This window comes from Tumebacillus lipolyticus (assembly GCF_042682745.1).
GTDB classification, from domain to species: Bacteria; Bacillota; Bacilli; order Tumebacillales; family Tumebacillaceae; genus Tumebacillus_A; species Tumebacillus_A lipolyticus.
Map to the genome: position 1 here is coordinate 19,324 of NZ_JBHUIO010000011.1, position 14,034 is coordinate 33,357.

Annotated in this window: 18 protein-coding genes; 3 read left to right on the forward strand and 15 right to left on the reverse strand. The window is 52.2% G+C overall.

The annotated features are described in order from the left end of the window. Window positions 1-9 precede the first annotated feature (9 nt). Window positions 10-1,164, reverse strand: a complete 1,155-nt coding sequence (locus tag ACFSOY_RS16280) for a class I SAM-dependent methyltransferase (protein WP_386048411.1) — start codon at window positions 1,162-1,164, stop codon at window positions 10-12. Window positions 1,165-1,265: 101 nt separating this feature from the next. Here ACFSOY_RS16280 and ACFSOY_RS16285 point away from each other — a divergent pair, with 101 nt between their 5' ends. Beyond that, window positions 1,266-1,742: a GNAT family N-acetyltransferase gene (locus ACFSOY_RS16285; protein WP_386048413.1), complete on the forward strand. Its 477-nt coding sequence runs from the start codon at window positions 1,266-1,268 to the stop codon at window positions 1,740-1,742. Window positions 1,743-1,830: 88 nt separating this feature from the next. Here ACFSOY_RS16285 and ACFSOY_RS16290 read toward each other — a convergent pair whose 3' ends face one another. Further along, window positions 1,831-2,865, reverse strand: a complete 1,035-nt coding sequence (locus tag ACFSOY_RS16290; RefSeq protein ID WP_386048415.1) for a hypothetical protein — start codon at window positions 2,863-2,865, stop codon at window positions 1,831-1,833. A gap of 121 nt (window positions 2,866-2,986) precedes the next feature. Between ACFSOY_RS16290 and ACFSOY_RS16295 the strand changes: the two genes are divergently transcribed. Then, window positions 2,987-3,235, forward strand: a complete 249-nt coding sequence (locus ACFSOY_RS16295; protein WP_386048417.1) for a hypothetical protein — start codon at window positions 2,987-2,989, stop codon at window positions 3,233-3,235. A 77-nt stretch (window positions 3,236-3,312) separates the two neighbouring features. On the opposite strand, the gene ACFSOY_RS16300 is transcribed toward ACFSOY_RS16295, so the two are convergent. From ACFSOY_RS16300 to ACFSOY_RS16360, 13 genes are all read right to left on the reverse strand, one after another. Beyond that, the gene (locus tag ACFSOY_RS16300; protein WP_386048418.1) at window positions 3,313-4,467 is read right to left on the reverse strand and encodes a CapA family protein; all 1,155 of its coding nucleotides are present in this window, start codon (window positions 4,465-4,467) and stop codon (window positions 3,313-3,315) included. A 188-nt stretch (window positions 4,468-4,655) separates the two neighbouring features. Next, window positions 4,656-5,912: an MFS transporter gene (locus ACFSOY_RS16305; protein WP_386048420.1), complete on the reverse strand. Its 1,257-nt coding sequence runs from the start codon at window positions 5,910-5,912 to the stop codon at window positions 4,656-4,658. A gap of 361 nt (window positions 5,913-6,273) precedes the next feature. Continuing rightward, window positions 6,274-6,474, reverse strand: coding sequence for a hypothetical protein (locus tag ACFSOY_RS16310; protein WP_386048422.1), 201 nt, complete (start codon window positions 6,472-6,474; stop codon window positions 6,274-6,276). A gap of 32 nt (window positions 6,475-6,506) precedes the next feature. Further along, entirely contained in the window at window positions 6,507-6,674 is a 168-nt protein-coding gene (locus tag ACFSOY_RS16315) for a hypothetical protein (protein WP_386048424.1), read from the reverse strand. Window positions 6,675-6,850: 176 nt separating this feature from the next. After that, window positions 6,851-7,099 (reverse strand): hypothetical protein, encoded by a 249-nt coding sequence (locus ACFSOY_RS16320; RefSeq protein ID WP_386048425.1) that lies wholly within the window; start codon window positions 7,097-7,099, stop codon window positions 6,851-6,853. 269 nt (window positions 7,100-7,368) lie between these two features. Beyond that, window positions 7,369-7,536 (reverse strand): XkdX family protein, encoded by a 168-nt coding sequence (locus ACFSOY_RS16325; protein WP_386048427.1) that lies wholly within the window; start codon window positions 7,534-7,536, stop codon window positions 7,369-7,371. Next, on the reverse strand, window positions 7,536-7,838 hold the full coding sequence (locus ACFSOY_RS16330; protein WP_386048429.1) for a hypothetical protein: 303 nt from the start codon (window positions 7,836-7,838) through the stop codon (window positions 7,536-7,538). The genes ACFSOY_RS16325 and ACFSOY_RS16330 overlap by 1 nt, the downstream gene beginning before the upstream one ends. 16 nt (window positions 7,839-7,854) lie before the next feature. Continuing rightward, window positions 7,855-9,456 carry a hypothetical protein gene (locus tag ACFSOY_RS16335; RefSeq protein ID WP_386048430.1) on the reverse strand — a complete coding sequence of 534 codons (1,602 nt, stop codon included), beginning with the start codon at window positions 9,454-9,456 and terminating at the stop codon, window positions 7,855-7,857. Beyond that, window positions 9,449-9,943, reverse strand: a complete 495-nt coding sequence (locus ACFSOY_RS16340) for a hypothetical protein (protein WP_386048432.1) — start codon at window positions 9,941-9,943, stop codon at window positions 9,449-9,451. The genes ACFSOY_RS16335 and ACFSOY_RS16340 overlap by 8 nt, the downstream gene beginning before the upstream one ends. A gap of 368 nt (window positions 9,944-10,311) precedes the next feature. Continuing rightward, window positions 10,312-11,337 (reverse strand): spore photoproduct lyase, encoded by a 1,026-nt coding sequence (gene splB, locus ACFSOY_RS16345; RefSeq protein ID WP_386048433.1) that lies wholly within the window; start codon window positions 11,335-11,337, stop codon window positions 10,312-10,314. 61 nt (window positions 11,338-11,398) lie between these two features. Next, on the reverse strand, window positions 11,399-11,887 hold the full coding sequence (locus ACFSOY_RS16350; protein WP_386048435.1) for a divergent PAP2 family protein: 489 nt from the start codon (window positions 11,885-11,887) through the stop codon (window positions 11,399-11,401). A gap of 82 nt (window positions 11,888-11,969) precedes the next feature. Next, a complete protein-coding gene (locus tag ACFSOY_RS16355) occupies window positions 11,970-13,046 on the reverse strand; it encodes a M42 family metallopeptidase (RefSeq protein ID WP_386048436.1) in 1,077 nt (358 codons plus the stop codon). 144 nt (window positions 13,047-13,190) lie between these two features. Then, on the reverse strand, window positions 13,191-13,424 hold the full coding sequence (locus tag ACFSOY_RS16360) for a helix-turn-helix transcriptional regulator (RefSeq protein WP_386048438.1): 234 nt from the start codon (window positions 13,422-13,424) through the stop codon (window positions 13,191-13,193). Window positions 13,425-13,591: 167 nt separating this feature from the next. On the opposite strand from ACFSOY_RS16360, the gene ACFSOY_RS16365 reads away from it, so the two are divergent. Then, window positions 13,592-14,017 (forward strand): helix-turn-helix domain-containing protein, encoded by a 426-nt coding sequence (locus ACFSOY_RS16365; RefSeq protein WP_386048440.1) that lies wholly within the window; start codon window positions 13,592-13,594, stop codon window positions 14,015-14,017. Window positions 14,018-14,034 lie beyond the last annotated feature (17 nt).

Sequence of the window (14,034 nt, forward strand, 5' to 3'; positions counted from 1 at the left end):
TCCCTGTCGTCACTCATCCAGCGTAAATGTAAGAGCCCCAAGCTTTCCTTCGATTGCAGCCGGTTCCATGCCCTTTGCTTGAATCAACACTTTGAACACCTCGCCCAGCGACTGCGGCATGAACAGCGAGAGCATCTTATGTAGTTCCTCATCTGCCATCAGATCGAACTGTTGCCGAGAGCGATTTTGCAGCTCGGCCACTTTGTGCAAAAATCCGTTTCCGCCGAGAAAATGCATCTGATCGGTAAAGCCGACCTCGAACAGTCCCGCCCGTTCGCCTCGGCGCACCAGCAGCGAAAAGTCGACATCTGCTGTCAAGTCTTGCTCGCCGACCCGCTCCAATGGATCGACCAACTTCTGCTTCCAGAATGCTCGCACTCCGGTCCCTTTGCGATGCCGGAGATACACATCTGGCGCCAGGTTGCCATAGTCGATCGTCAGCACAAATCCCGTTTCGAGCAAACTTCCCATCTGCTCGATCACAGCGCCGGCAGCCGGACACACTTCCAATCGCTCCCCGACCTGCAACAGCTCCTGCGTCGTGGCATCGATCAGCTCAAGCAAGGCTGGATCGGACAGCGCCCCTTCCACCTCGCGATATCCAGCTCCATCCTCGACGATATAATACTCCACAAAGCCCGCTTCCCGTTTGCCCAGCCGATGCACAGGCAGGGCGTCGAACAGCTCGTTGCTGAAGATGACCCCAACCTGCTTCCCCGGCACTTCATCGAGCGTCTGGTACCATTTTATCTTCCCGAGGTAGCCCCGCTCGGCAGCTGCTGCCCGCTGGCGTTCGGAAAGCACCGCCCCCTGCTCGACGATCTGATAGCGAACGGCAGCGAAAAACGCCGCGTCCCGCTCCGCCATCTGCAAAAAATCGACCGCGAGCGTCCCGACGCCCGCTCCCATCTCCAAGACGAAAAACGGGTCGGGCTTGCCGAGCAGATTCCACATCTGCCACACCTGTCGGGCCACACACGCTCCGAAAATCGGATGCACCATCGGGCTGGTGTAAAAATCCCCGCCCGGGCCGATCGTCATCGCTTGGCGGTTGTAATAGCCTGCCGTCGGATGATACAGCGCTATGCTCATAAACTCGGCGAACGTCAATTTTCCCTGCTCGCGCAACCGCTTCGCCAACTCGTTCCGAATCAACTCGCTCAACTTCGATTCCCCTTTTGAATGAATTTACAAAATCTTGTTAAAATCTTCTTGTCGAACGACTCGCTTTCCGCTATTGTATCATAAAAAGGAGGTTTCCCCTGATGCTGATCATCCGTCCTTCCACCTTGGAAGATATACCGCAACTGGTCGCCCTCGACAACATCGCTTGGGCGGACGATATCAATCCAGTTCCGATCCATTGGGACTCAACAGAGGACTATCTCTCATCCTGCCCGCCCGGCTCCCAGCTGGTCGCCGAGGAGAACGGGATCATCTGTGGCTATACGCACAGCAAAAAAGTCACCCCGCTGCCGAGCAACTCCCATGTGGCGGAGCTGGTGATCGCCGTCCATCCGGAGCATCAAGGCAAAGGCGTCGGGAAGAAGCTGTTGACAGCGCTGGAAGCGCAAACGAAGCAAGAGGGACATCGCAAGCTCACGCTCCGCGTGTTGGCGAGCAATGAGGGCGCGGTCGAGTTCTACAAGCGTTGTGGCTATCAGGAACAGGGCCGTCTGATCGAAGAGTTCTATCTGAGCGGACGATATGTGGACGACATTCTGATGTACAAAATGTTGTGATCTGCCAGCCTGTCAGCAGTTTGCAGACGGGCATACAACTTTCATTTTGCGATCACGCACAGGTCGCAGCCAACAAGAAGGGAAGGGCCTAAGCGCCCTTCCCTTCTTCTAGCGCCCGCAGGAATCGGGCCGAATCATCCACTTTGAGCAACACTCGACTCACCACTGTCCGCATGCCGAACGGCCCGTGCACAATCGCCGGTTGGTGCAACTTGATCTCCAGCTGTGGTTCTTCGAAAAACAGCACCGCATAAAACGCTTGCTTGTCGCGCTTTTCCTCATAGCTGAACGGAATGCGCTGAACGGACGCGATGTTTTGCTTATCGATCACCGCATGCGAGGTAAAGCCGATGCGCAGGTAAAGCACCTCCTCGCTCACCAGGATCGGACTGTGTTTGACCGACTTGTAATAGCCGATCAAAAACAGGATCGCGTACAGGCTGGAAGCGGTCGCCACCCACGCTGCCACAACGCTCCACAGCTCGATCACCAAGTGGAAGAGCACCGTCTCCAGCAGGGTGATGCCGACAAAGACGATCACCAGCGCCTTGATGCTGGTGTCTTTGTGATAGGTGAACGCCTCCACGCGATCTCGCTGTACCTGCTGTGGCTTGCCAAAATGAAATGCATAATAGATCATGCCAAGCTCCATCGCCAGCATCTCCACCAGCCGCGATTTGCCGAAAACATCGCCCAACGCTTTTCGCAGCGCATCCAGCCCATGAAATTCGGTCTGCCGATAGACTCGAAATCGATCGATCAGCTTGCGGATCTTCAGCAGCAGAAAGATCAACAGCCCCGCCTCGATCGCCGGTGCGAGATAGATCAGCAGATCGAAAAACTCCCGCTGCGAGGCGGGCAGGATATACTTGCCGACGAGCGTGCCCAGAAAGAAGATCGGCAGCACCGTCAGCCACGATTTTTTATGTTTGCGAACGATGAGAAAATAGTAGAGCAGCGGAATCGTAAAGGTCAGGTCGAGCGCCACGCCGAGCGCGACAGCACTTTCTTCCCCCGGAAACTTGGCGACAACCTGCAAAGCAGCATAGTCTGCACCCGCGATCAAGATCGCCAAGAGGAAAAACCATTGCATCGGTTTGATTCGAAACTGCGTAAAGCTCATTCAACCCCCTCCGATCGGTAAGTTTTACCTGTTCTTCAATCATAGCACAACCGTTTTGTCAAAGCTGTGAAGAAAGAAGCAATCATGTACAATAGAAAGCGAAAAGGAGTGAAGTCACGCAATGCAAATGCCGAAAGAATGGACCGAAGCGGAAGTCCCAGAAGGGGGAACCCTGCTTCGCAAAGAGCTATACGAGTACCAGACCGAAAAAGGAGACTTTCTGATCGAAGTCTATGAGAACCTTAAAGGCGAATATTATGCGATCGGCACCCCGATCGGCGGGGACAAGCTGATCGTCTACGGCAGCAACATCACCGTCTCGCGCGCCCTCGCACTTTCTGTCGTCATGGAAAAGATTGAGCGCGAATAAGCAAAAAAGCACCTTCTTCTCTTTCGTAGAAGAAGGTGCTTTTCATCGTTCTCCCCTCGTCGATCAAGCGAGGTAGATCATTGCTTCGGCAGCGTGTTTTTCAATTCTGGCACCCATTGCTTCATATGAGTGTTGATCTCCTCATACAGCTCTTTCGCCTTGGGCAACTGTTGCGGTGTCACATCTGCCAGCGGGTAGACCTTATATTGTCGCCAATTGCGCTTGTGCGTCCAAACGGGCAAAAAGGCTGGGTTTTTCAGAATGATCTGCTTCGCATCCCCTTTGGTTACCTTTTCCACCTCAAGCTCCAAAATGCCACCGATCTCGCGATAGATCTCATCCTGTCCCGAGATGAAGTTGCCCAGCGAATAGATGACAAATGATTTTCTGCCATCCCCATTGTCGATCCACTCCACCGGTTGCAACACATGCGGATGATGGCCGAGCACGATGTCGACGCCTTCCTTGGTCATCTCTTTCACCAGCGCCTTTTGCTCGTCGCTTGGCAAACGCTGATACTCGTTGCCAGCATGCAGGTTCAGGATCACCACATCGGCCATCTCCTTCGCCTTGCGCACCGCCGCTTTCATCTTTTCAGGGTCGATTAAGTTCACCAGATATTCCTTCCCTTCCGGAAGGGGAATTCCGTTCGTTCCATACGTATAGGCTAAGATCGCAAACTTGATATCGTTTTTCTCCACCACGCGAATCCGATCCTGGTCTGCCTGCGACTCGTTCGCGCCCACATAAGGAATCCCCAGCTCATTCCAATGCTTGATTGCGCTCCGAATCCCGCGCTCCCCCGCATCGAGCGAATGGTTGTTCGCGATCGATACCACATCGATGCCAGCATCTTTCAGCGCGTCGCCCACCTCATACGGGCTGTTGAACATCGGGTAATCGGATAGGCCGACTTCCACACCGCCGATCATCGTCTCCTGATTGGCGATGGCGAGGTCAGGCTTCAACAAGTAGGGCTTGACCAACTCGAACTGATAGCGGAAATCATAGCTCCCATCAGCCTTTTGCGCATCCTTATACAACGAAGAGTGGATCAAAATATCCCCGATCGCAGCGAGCGTCGCCTGCGATCTCACCTCTTCTGGCTCCTTCACCACTTCCGGCGGTTTTTCTTGCGGGTTCGGGTCGCTTGGCGCACCCTGATTTGAACTGCATCCACTTCCCCCGATCAACAGCGCGATCGAGAGGGCGATCATCCATGCTTTTTTCACGAAACAAGCTCCTTTTTTCCCATTCTAGCAATCCTAGCTCAATTATACAGAAATAATTTACTGATTTTAATCATTGCTTTTTCTGCCATCATCTGCTTTTCTTTTACCCCATCGGACAGAAAAAAACACTCCACCTCCCTCTATTTTCTCGACGGGGCAGAGCGTTCCTTTTTTCTGTCCGATTCTGATCAGGCTTCCGACTTGCGAATGGTCGGGTTGAGCAGCATCATCACGACCAGCAGGATGCCGAAAGCGCCGATGTACATAAAGAACGCGCTGATCGACACCATCGCCAGCACCGTTCCGGACAGGGACAGGGCGAGCGGCTGTGAGCTCATCGTCAGGACGCCGATCGCACTGGAGGCGCGTCCTAACTGCTCGCGTGGCACTTTCAGCGCAAACATCGTCGAAAGCGGCACATTGGTCATCGGCATTCCCACACCCAATACGAACATCAATCCGATCGCAATCACAAAGTTCTCGACAAAAGCGAGTGCGAAGAAGGAGAGCAAGATCAGCGATACACCGCTGATCACCAGCGCGATCTTCGGCCAGCGGGTCAGCCAGCCCAGCACGATCGAGCCTAACAGCACGCCGAGAAAAAAGGCGATTTCAAACGTTGCCAAACCGGTCGCTCCCATGCCCGATACCTCGAAGGCATAGATCGGGATCAGCACACTGCTTGGTGCCAAAAGCAAGTTTAACAAGACGACATAGTAGACCAACGAACGTAAGACTTTCGATCTCATGATCGTATGGTAGCCTTCTAACAAGCTCGTTTTGAATACGGAAAGGCTGAGCTTGCCGGCCACCACCTGTACCAATTCCTCATTGCGGATGAACGAGATCATCAAGAGCGACAGGAAGAAGGTGACCGCGTTGAAGAAAAACGCCAGCGAAAGATCGATCGCGATCAGCGCAGCCCCGATCGCAGGCGCGACCAGCATGACGATCGTGTTAAGCGAAGTGGAAAGCGACTTCGCCTGCATCAGCGCATCATCTGGCACCAAGAATCGCACCGCGACAGCCCTTGCAGGAGTGAAAAAGGCGGTGTAAGAGGCAAGGATCGCCGCAGCCACGATCAACATCCACGGCTGCAACAGCCCACCCCACCATAAGAGGCCGACTCCACCGACCACCACTCCGCGGAAAAAGTCGGCCAACAACATATACCGGCGCTTGTTGCCGCGGTCCACCATCACGCCAGCGAAGATCCCAAGCACGATGGTCGGCACAAGCTGTGCGATCAGCACGGCTGAGATCATCACCGCAGAGCCTGTCAGCTGCATCATCGCCCATGTCAAGGCGATGCGATAAATGCCATCTCCTAGATCGGCGACAAACTGCGCACATAATAGATAAAAATAGTTGCGAATTGAAAGCAGTTGTTTGTACCCGATCGGTTTCGGCTCTGCCGATTGGGTTGTCATCTGTACCTCTGCCATCTCCATCCAGCTCCTTTTCTTCTTAGGTAAAAATTATTATTAATAAAATTGATCTATTCTAACAGGTAAACAAATTGCTTATCTCAACCAGAATTATACACTAAATAAATTTTTCAGAAAATACTTGTAATTGAACTTTTTTCATGGCATTATGTAGTCAACACCAAGTTACAACCTTCATGAATATTATCAATCTCAATATTGAAATTATTAGGAGGTGTAATTTATGGAACGCAATGTAAGCATCGAGATCACGATCACGATCAAGTTCTAATTTGATTTCCGCCTAAAGGAACACAACTTAATTGATAGGAGGTGCCCTTCATGGAGCGCAACGTAAGCATCGAAATCACCATCACCATCAAGTTCTAATCTTCGTTTTGCCCGCATGAACACAACTCTCAATTGATAGGAGGTGCCCTTCATGGAGCGCAACGCAAGCATCGAAATCACCATCAAAATCAAGCTGTAATGTTCGTTTGGCCCGCATGATCTCAACTTTTAATCGATAGGAGGTGCCCTTCATGGAGCGCAACGGAAGCATCGAAATCACCATCACCATCAAATTCTAGTTCTCTCTTTGCCCGCATGATCTCAACTCTCAATCGATAGGAGGTGCCCTTCATGGAGCGCAACGGAAGCATCGAAATCACCATCACCATCAAATTCTAGTTCTCTCTTTGCCCGCATGATCTCAACTCTTAATCGATAGGAGGTGCCCTTCATGGAGCGCAACGGAAGCATCGAAATCACCATCACCATCAAATTCTAGTTCTCTTTTGACCACGCTTGAACACAACTTTTACTTGATCGGAGGTGCCTTTCATGGAGCGCAACGGAAGCATTGAAATCACCATCACCATCAAATTCTAGTTCTCACGTTCAAGTTTGAATCAAAAACCGCCTTCTCTGAACAGAGAAGGCGGTTTTCGTTTGCTTTAGCGATCGGAGCTGTCATCATAATCGTAGCGAAATCCATCTCTTGCTGCCAACGGCTGCCCGTCTCCGTCATCATCATCGTGCCCTGTGTTGATGCCGAACTCTTTCTCCCGCGAAGAGCTTTTCCCCTGCTGACTCACCACTTGTTCCTGTCGATTCGCCGCGCGATGTTTCAACGTAAAGCTCCCCTCCGTCTCCGCTTCATACTCTGCCTGCAAAGCGCTCCGAATGTGATCCTGCTTTTTCATTCTGATCACTCCTATGTAGTTTGGCTTCGACTGTAATGTACTTTTGGCGTGATAAATCTACTTTCAACGACATCTTTTTGGGCAACATCTTTTGTTTAATTGCTACGAGCCTTCCACAACTGACGTGAAAAAGGGACGGTTCCCATCCTGTAGTATCGCGTGTGCCTAATATGTTAGCGATATTGTTAGCAACCTTGTTTACGAAAATGCATGATTGGTGAAAGCAAAAAAAGACCCCGTTCGTTAGAACGAGGCCTTTGTTGTGCTACTTAAGTGATAGGCTCTGAAGGGAGCACCGAGTGCAGGGATGGTTCGAGCCCGACGATCTGCTCGAACTCATCTTCTGTAAGTTGACCGAGTTCCACCGCTTGCTTCATGTCAGACTCGGTGGCCCACTGTTCTTTGAAACACATCTTCCAAAACTCGTAATCGTTCATTACTTAACACCTGCCAATCGTGCCCGAACAGCAAGTTGCCCGAGATAGTTCAGGCGGTCTTCGGTTTGCTGCTTGCTTTTGATAAATTGAAGCTGTGTGAGTACCTCTTCCGAGGTGAATGTATCCAAAAGATCCGGAATACCTACGAGGAATACGCATGGTGCAGCTTGGATGGGGAGACCTTGAATTTCGTCGAAGCGGAGAAAATGGGTCTCCTCTTGTAGTCCTGACCGTTGAAGTGCGTCTTTAATATCGCGACTTTTGGCATCATGTGGGTTCTCGATAAACAACAATTTGTACATCACTCAAACACCTCGCTTAAAGTAGGTTAAGGTCGTACACATTAATGGATCCTATCGTTCCCGCAGCCCCGGCACCAGCTGGTACTGCTGGGGCGGAGTTGTAAAAACCGGCACCCCCGGCGGCACCACTGGTGGCATTCACTTGTATACTCCCAGAGTTAGAATACGTGCCCTTATGGATAAGGGTCACAGTACCCCCGCCGGCTCCACCACCACCGCCGCCACCACTAACATCATGGACGCTACCGCCAAGACTTTTACCATCGCCACCTTTTCCAGCACTTCCCACAGCATTGGCCAAAATTGTCCCCGTTGCCCCTATGGAAATGTTTCCACGGCATATAAGGATAATGGCGCCGCCACCGTAATTACCCCCGGGACCACCCGCTTGTGCGATCGGCGTGCTATTTCCGTTTCCGTTTGACGCACCACCGCCGCCACCTCCGCCTCCGCCAGAGTGGCTATTACCCCCGGCACCGCTGGTGGCCTGCCAATTGCCGAGTCCGTTCGATCCGCAAGCTACCGCACCGCTGGCGCCGGCCCCAGGCTGTCCTAGATTACCCGCTTTAAATGTATTGTAAGTTACCGCAGCTCCACCGGCACCACCCCCTGCAGAACCTTTCCCTCCTAGGCCGCCTAGAATAGAGCCAGAATCACTATCAGCCGATCCGCCACCTCCCCCCCCGCCAGCACCTCCACCATACCAAGTACCAGTACCACCGAAACCGCCCCTTCCGCCAAGTCTACCGGAAAGTGTAGTTCCCCCATTTCCTCCCGTGCCCCCGGCACCTCCGTTAGGAATTACAATCACTTTATTATTTGCGGGATCAAATTGCATAACGTGGCGCATAGCTACTGGAAAAGTAATTTGAGGGAGATTGGCCGTATCGATATATGCAGCTTTTCCAGAGATATCCACAGTTCCAGCGATGTTTATATTCCCACGGGCGTACACAATTAGACCACGACAACGTTTATCTACAGTGAGTACACAGTCAGCTCCGATAGAAAGATTTTCGTAGTTCTTGACTACTGTAGTTACATCTTCGGTTGGCACACTTATAATATGGGCAGAGCCTATCCGAAAACTATTGATCCAATGAGGTCTTGAGGAATAACTTTCTACATTGAAGACGAGAGCAACATAACGGGCTTGAACAGGTGCAAATACCGCGACAAATTCCCTGACCGAACTGGGATACACCGGAAGCTGGTTAGTGCCCCCATCTACCGGAGTAAAACCGTCTTTAGGTATACTCCAATTGATTCCATCTACAGAGGTGCGTACCGCATAACGCTCGCTGAACGAAATGGAGAAATTAGGGTCTGTCCATCCAGAGAACCACATATTGCGTATCCAACGCACTGACCCTAGATCTACGGATATTACTGTAGGCCGTGCTGTGTTTGTGGCGTTTGTTTTGAAGATAGTTGCACGATCGTTGTCGTACAAGTTATTTACGTTACCTCCAATTGGCGCAGTAGTCATGGCCACCGTGAGCGTAGGGGCGGTAATGGTGAGGTCTCCATCAGCCCCTGTACCAAAATAAGGCGCATTGCTATTGCCAGAAACCGCACCAACTCCGTGATCACGCAGCACACTGGAGAGCTTACTCATATGCCATCACCTCGCTTACAATCTTGTTGTTGGAATCATAGGTGATCGTCCACCGGATCGCGGAGATCACCGAGGTGCCTGCATCGTTGTAGAACTGCCAGAGAGCAGTTCCGTAATTGAAGTTCGGATCTGGGTTGCTGAGCGTCGATTGCATATACAACGTACCGTCTTCTCGCTTGTACTCGACGACCGTGTATTGCCCCATTTCGTCAGGAGCGCTTCGATAGGCACTATAGCCGTCTAGGGTTCGTTTCAGTTTTGACAAGTCAGCTTCGATCACGTGCTGAAGAACGTCTACCTTTGTCTGTGCTCCCCCTGGCGTCTCTGCCCCGATCTGCTCAGGTGTAACGCCATGCGGATTGTCCATTCGACTCGTATGCGAGTCTACTTTCTCCAGCGCCTCTACGATTCCACCCTCGATACGGTTCAAGTCTTGTTCAGTTACCACGTCATCGAATTTCCAGTTGGTTTTACTTTGGTATGGCATGCACTCTCGCACCTCCGTGATTTTAATCGTCTGTCACAAGTGATCAGCGAATCGCAATCGCTACTTCCCCTCCTTTTGTCTTTGATCGAAAAACAGACGGCAAACAAAAAAGCTCATCACAAGAGTGAAGAGCTTCGATCAAATGTCTGTCATTCGGCTATGCTTTCGCCATCCATCGAGAATTTCTGACTGAATTTCCTTACTACCATAGTACCCTGTCAAGCGAGTCCGTAACTCCGAAGAAACTCCAATACGGCTCCAACTGAACTCCAATAACGTGTGTTCAAAAAAAGGAAGCAATGCGCCCCTCATGAATCATCACTCTTTTTGCCAAGCCTGCAAGAGAACAACTCTTGAGCGCATGTCCACTATGTAAAATACTCGATCTTTGACGCGGGGAAATATTCCTCGATCAGCCCGCGCAGGTGCAAGTTAAGCCGATCCGCATCGCTGCCTTGATACACCCATTTCCCCCGTCCGTACTTTCCATACTTATATTTTCGTTTCTCTTCCTCCATCTCAAGCTTCGTCGCCGGATAGTTTTGCAAGATGATTCGCTTGGCCGCCGCCGTGAAGCGATGTTGAATCAGCTCAAACGTCAAATCCTGCTTCGCCTCTGGAATCAGCTCTCGACTCATCCGCTCGAACAGCTCTGCATACCCGTCTTCCCACCCCTCATAGATGATTAAAGGAGCGACGATAAAACCGAGCGGATAGCCAGCCTTCGCCACTTTTCCCGCCGCTTCGATCCGCGAGTCGAAGGCGGAGACACCCGGCTCAAAATTTTTGATCACATACCGTGAGTTGATCGAGAAGCGAAAGCGCGTATTCCCATTGTGAGCAGCATCGAGCAGATGATCCACATCGTCATATTTGGTAACAAACCTCAGCTTTGCGCGCTCCTGCCGCCCCATAAACTCGATCATTCGCTTCAGATTGCCCGTCAGATGTTCGACCGCGATCGGGTCTGACGTGCAGGCCGCCTCAAATGTCGTAAGCTCAGGCGCTCGCTCCTCAATATATTTTTGCGCGTTGTCTAAGATCTCGTCGATGTTCACATACACCCGCACATACGGCTTCTTGCCCATCGTCGTCTGCAGGTAGCAATAATGGCAATGGCCTGGGCAGCCAGTTGAAACGGGCAACGCATAATCGGCCGATGGCTTCGATGTATCCAACTTCATCGTCCGCTTCACGCCGACGACAAGCGTGCGCTTCGCATTGGCGTACGCTTTTGCCGGAGTATCGCCAGGTATCCCCGTCACACGATTGTGCGAAGGGGTGACCTTGATCGGGATGCCCGTCTTTTTCAATCGGCGGTAGAGCGCATCTCCCACCGGATATTCGAGCGCTTTCGGCTCGAAGAAGACCAGATCAGGATCAAAGCGCGTCACGCGATCAACTCCTTCCCGTTCGCTCAACAGTTCTATCAATAGTACCCGTTAATAGTACCCTTCAATAGTACCCGTGCAGAAAAAGCCCAAAGGCGATCCCAAATGCAGCTCCCCCCGCCACCTCGATCGGCTGGTGGCCGAGCAATTCCTTTAGCCGTCTTTTTCTGCTTCGCGCATGGGCGCGCGAGAACTTCGGATCATCCGTTTCAAGATGCTGATTCAGTTCGATCGTCAAATCGTTGATCGCAATCGCCTGCTCGCCCGCATGACGCCGAATTCCCATCGCATCGTACATCACGACCAGCCCCAAGACGACAGCCAAAGCGAACCACGTGGAACTGAGCCCCTCCTGCACGCCGATCGCCGAGGCAAGCGCGGTCACCCCAGCAGAATGGGAACTCGGCATCCCACCCGCCCCGACGATTCGGCGCCAGTCCCACTTGCGGTGATAGAGGTAGTGCAGGGGAATCTTTAAAACCTGTGCGACGATGATCGACAACAGGGCTGCTACCAGCGGGTAATTGTGCAGAACGCCCAACAGGTTCTTCACTCCTTTCCCCTCGTAGTATGGGCAAAATAAAAAAAATCCCTCATCCGTCGGATCAGGGATTTTTAACGTCTTGCCTTTTTGCCTACCAGTTCTGAATCGCGTCCACTGTCTTGCGGTCGAGCTTTTTGATCACAGCGACGAGCAGATCTGCCGCCTGCTCCCAATCTTTCTTCGAAAGAATCGCCGTGTGCGAATGGATATAGCGAGTCGCAAAGCCGAGCGCGATCGTCGGGCAACCGATGCCGGAGATGTGGAACTTGCCGCCATCTTGACCGCCTCCGGTCAGCGCGTCCACCTGCAGGTTGATGCCGAGCTCCTTCGCCGTGTCATGCACCAGGTCGCGCAACGGCACGTTCGGAATCATCGACAGGTCGTAGATAAAGCTGAGCGGGCCTTCGCCGAGATTGCATGTCTGCTGGTAGCCTTCAAAGCCCGGCGTATCATACGCCACGCCAACATCGAGCGCAAACGCAATGTCCGGCTCGACCAGGTTGGCGAGCACACCTGCACCGCGCAGCTGAATCTCTTCCTGCACCGTTGCGCCCCCGTACAGCACGTTCGGGTGCGACTCATTTTGCAGGCGCTTCATCACTTCGACCGCCAGCCCACAGCCTGCGCGGTTGTCCAACGCTTTGCCGACCCAGAGATCGCCGCCGCGCATCGTGGTGAACTCGGAGAGCGGGACGATCATGTCGCCAGGGCGAATGCCCATCTCCTCGACCTCTTCCTTGCTGGTTGCGCCGACATCGATAAACATCTCTTTGATGTCCAGCACGCGCTCGCGATCTTTCGCAGCCAACACGTGCGGAGCTTTCGATCCGACGATCCCCACGATGTCACCTTTGCGACCTTTGATCTTCACCCGCTGGGCCAAAACCACATGCGGCCACCAGCCGCCCATCGTTTGAAAGCGCAAAAAGCCTTTTGACGTCACGTATGTAACCATGAAGCCGATCTCATCGAGATGGCCTGCAAAAAGAATCTTCGGGCCGTTCGCATCCCCGACCTTTTTGCCGACGATCCCGCCGAGACGATCGGTCAGGATCTCATCTGAAACGGGAGTCAGGAGTTCGCGCATCTTGTTTCTGACCTCTCGCTCAAAACCTGGCACACCGTCCGCATCGCACAGCTCTTTTATCATCTTTGTCTGCTCATCCATTGTAGAACCCCCTTTTCTTTCCCCAAGCTTACCACTTCCATCGTACCATCTCAAAATCGTTTCGGAAAGCAAAACAATGACGTACGCTACCGATTTTATGTTAAACTTAGAACAATCAGAATACTATCGCTATTTTTATCCCATTTACATACCGTGCGTTTTTCGCACCTTGTCTTCCAAAAAAAGATCTTCCAACTTTCGATCCAACACCCGCGCGATCTCGAATGCAACGCGAAGCGACGGCGCATGTTTCCCCCGCTCGATGTTTGCCAAATAAGCGCGCGTGATCCCGACCGCTTCTGCAAGCTGCTCCTGTGTCATCCGTTTTCCCTTCCGCGCGTTGATCAGTGCTTGCCGTACCTGCATCTCGGTCGCCATGGAAAACACCCCTCCAGAATTTTGTGCTTAACTCGCACTCTCACAGACTATCATACGTTTCCTCACTCAACGATGTCAACAGATCGTGCGCTAGACGCACTGTTTTTATTCCGCACGGTGAATGATAAGATGAAAGATAGCACTTGATCAAAGAAGGTGAACAAGCTATGGGATTTCCACAGCGTCTAAAAGAGCTCCGCAAGAGCAAAAAATTGTCCCAAGAATCGTTGGGCAAAGAGGTTGGGATCGACCGCACCTCCATCTCGCATTATGAGAATAGCGAAGAGAACGACGAACGCATCCCACGCTTGGACACCCTGAAGAAACTCGCCGATTTCTTTGATGTTACGTACGACTACCTGCTGGGGCGAACCGATGCAGCAGAACCTTCCTCTCTGCTCAAGGAGTCAAAAGGTCGCTACCAAGCTGGCCGTGTGGAGCAGCCTTCCGCTGCTGATCCGGTCGAGCGCTTTTTGCTCACCCTGCCTGACCGGCTCCTTCAAGTTCCCGAACAGGACCGAGAATCGCTGATTCAAAAGCTTGAAGAGACGATCAGCGATCATATAGTGAAAGAAAACGAGACGCGCCCTTAAGAGGCGCGTCTTTTCGT

What these genes read in the sequence shown, in the direction of transcription:
- ACFSOY_RS16285 (WP_386048413.1), top strand. Translation starts at nt 1,266, where the DNA reads ATGCTGATCATCCGTCCTTCCACCTTGGAAGATATACCGCAACTGGTC.
- ACFSOY_RS16290 (WP_386048415.1), bottom strand. Translation starts at nt 2,865, where the DNA reads ATGAGCTTTACGCAGTTTCGAATCAAACCGATGCAATGGTTTTTCCTC.
- ACFSOY_RS16295 (WP_386048417.1), top strand. Translation starts at nt 2,987, where the DNA reads ATGCAAATGCCGAAAGAATGGACCGAAGCGGAAGTCCCAGAAGGGGGA.
- ACFSOY_RS16305 (WP_386048420.1), bottom strand. Translation starts at nt 5,912, where the DNA reads ATGGCAGAGGTACAGATGACAACCCAATCGGCAGAGCCGAAACCGATC.
- ACFSOY_RS16310 (WP_386048422.1), bottom strand. Translation starts at nt 6,474, where the DNA reads ATGGTGATGGTGATTTCGATGCTTCCGTTGCGCTCCATGAAGGGCACC.
- ACFSOY_RS16315 (WP_386048424.1), bottom strand. Translation starts at nt 6,674, where the DNA reads ATGGTGATGGTGATTTCGATGCTTCCGTTGCGCTCCATGAAGGGCACC.
- ACFSOY_RS16320 (WP_386048425.1), bottom strand. Translation starts at nt 7,099, where the DNA reads ATGAAAAAGCAGGATCACATTCGGAGCGCTTTGCAGGCAGAGTATGAA.
- ACFSOY_RS16325 (WP_386048427.1), bottom strand. Translation starts at nt 7,536, where the DNA reads ATGAACGATTACGAGTTTTGGAAGATGTGTTTCAAAGAACAGTGGGCC.
- ACFSOY_RS16330 (WP_386048429.1), bottom strand. Translation starts at nt 7,838, where the DNA reads ATGTACAAATTGTTGTTTATCGAGAACCCACATGATGCCAAAAGTCGC.
- ACFSOY_RS16335 (WP_386048430.1), bottom strand. Translation starts at nt 9,456, where the DNA reads ATGAGTAAGCTCTCCAGTGTGCTGCGTGATCACGGAGTTGGTGCGGTT.
- ACFSOY_RS16340 (WP_386048432.1), bottom strand. Translation starts at nt 9,943, where the DNA reads ATGCCATACCAAAGTAAAACCAACTGGAAATTCGATGACGTGGTAACT.
- ACFSOY_RS16355 (WP_386048436.1), bottom strand. Translation starts at nt 13,046, where the DNA reads ATGGATGAGCAGACAAAGATGATAAAAGAGCTGTGCGATGCGGACGGT.
- ACFSOY_RS16360 (WP_386048438.1), bottom strand. Translation starts at nt 13,424, where the DNA reads ATGGCGACCGAGATGCAGGTACGGCAAGCACTGATCAACGCGCGGAAG.
- ACFSOY_RS16365 (WP_386048440.1), top strand. Translation starts at nt 13,592, where the DNA reads ATGGGATTTCCACAGCGTCTAAAAGAGCTCCGCAAGAGCAAAAAATTG.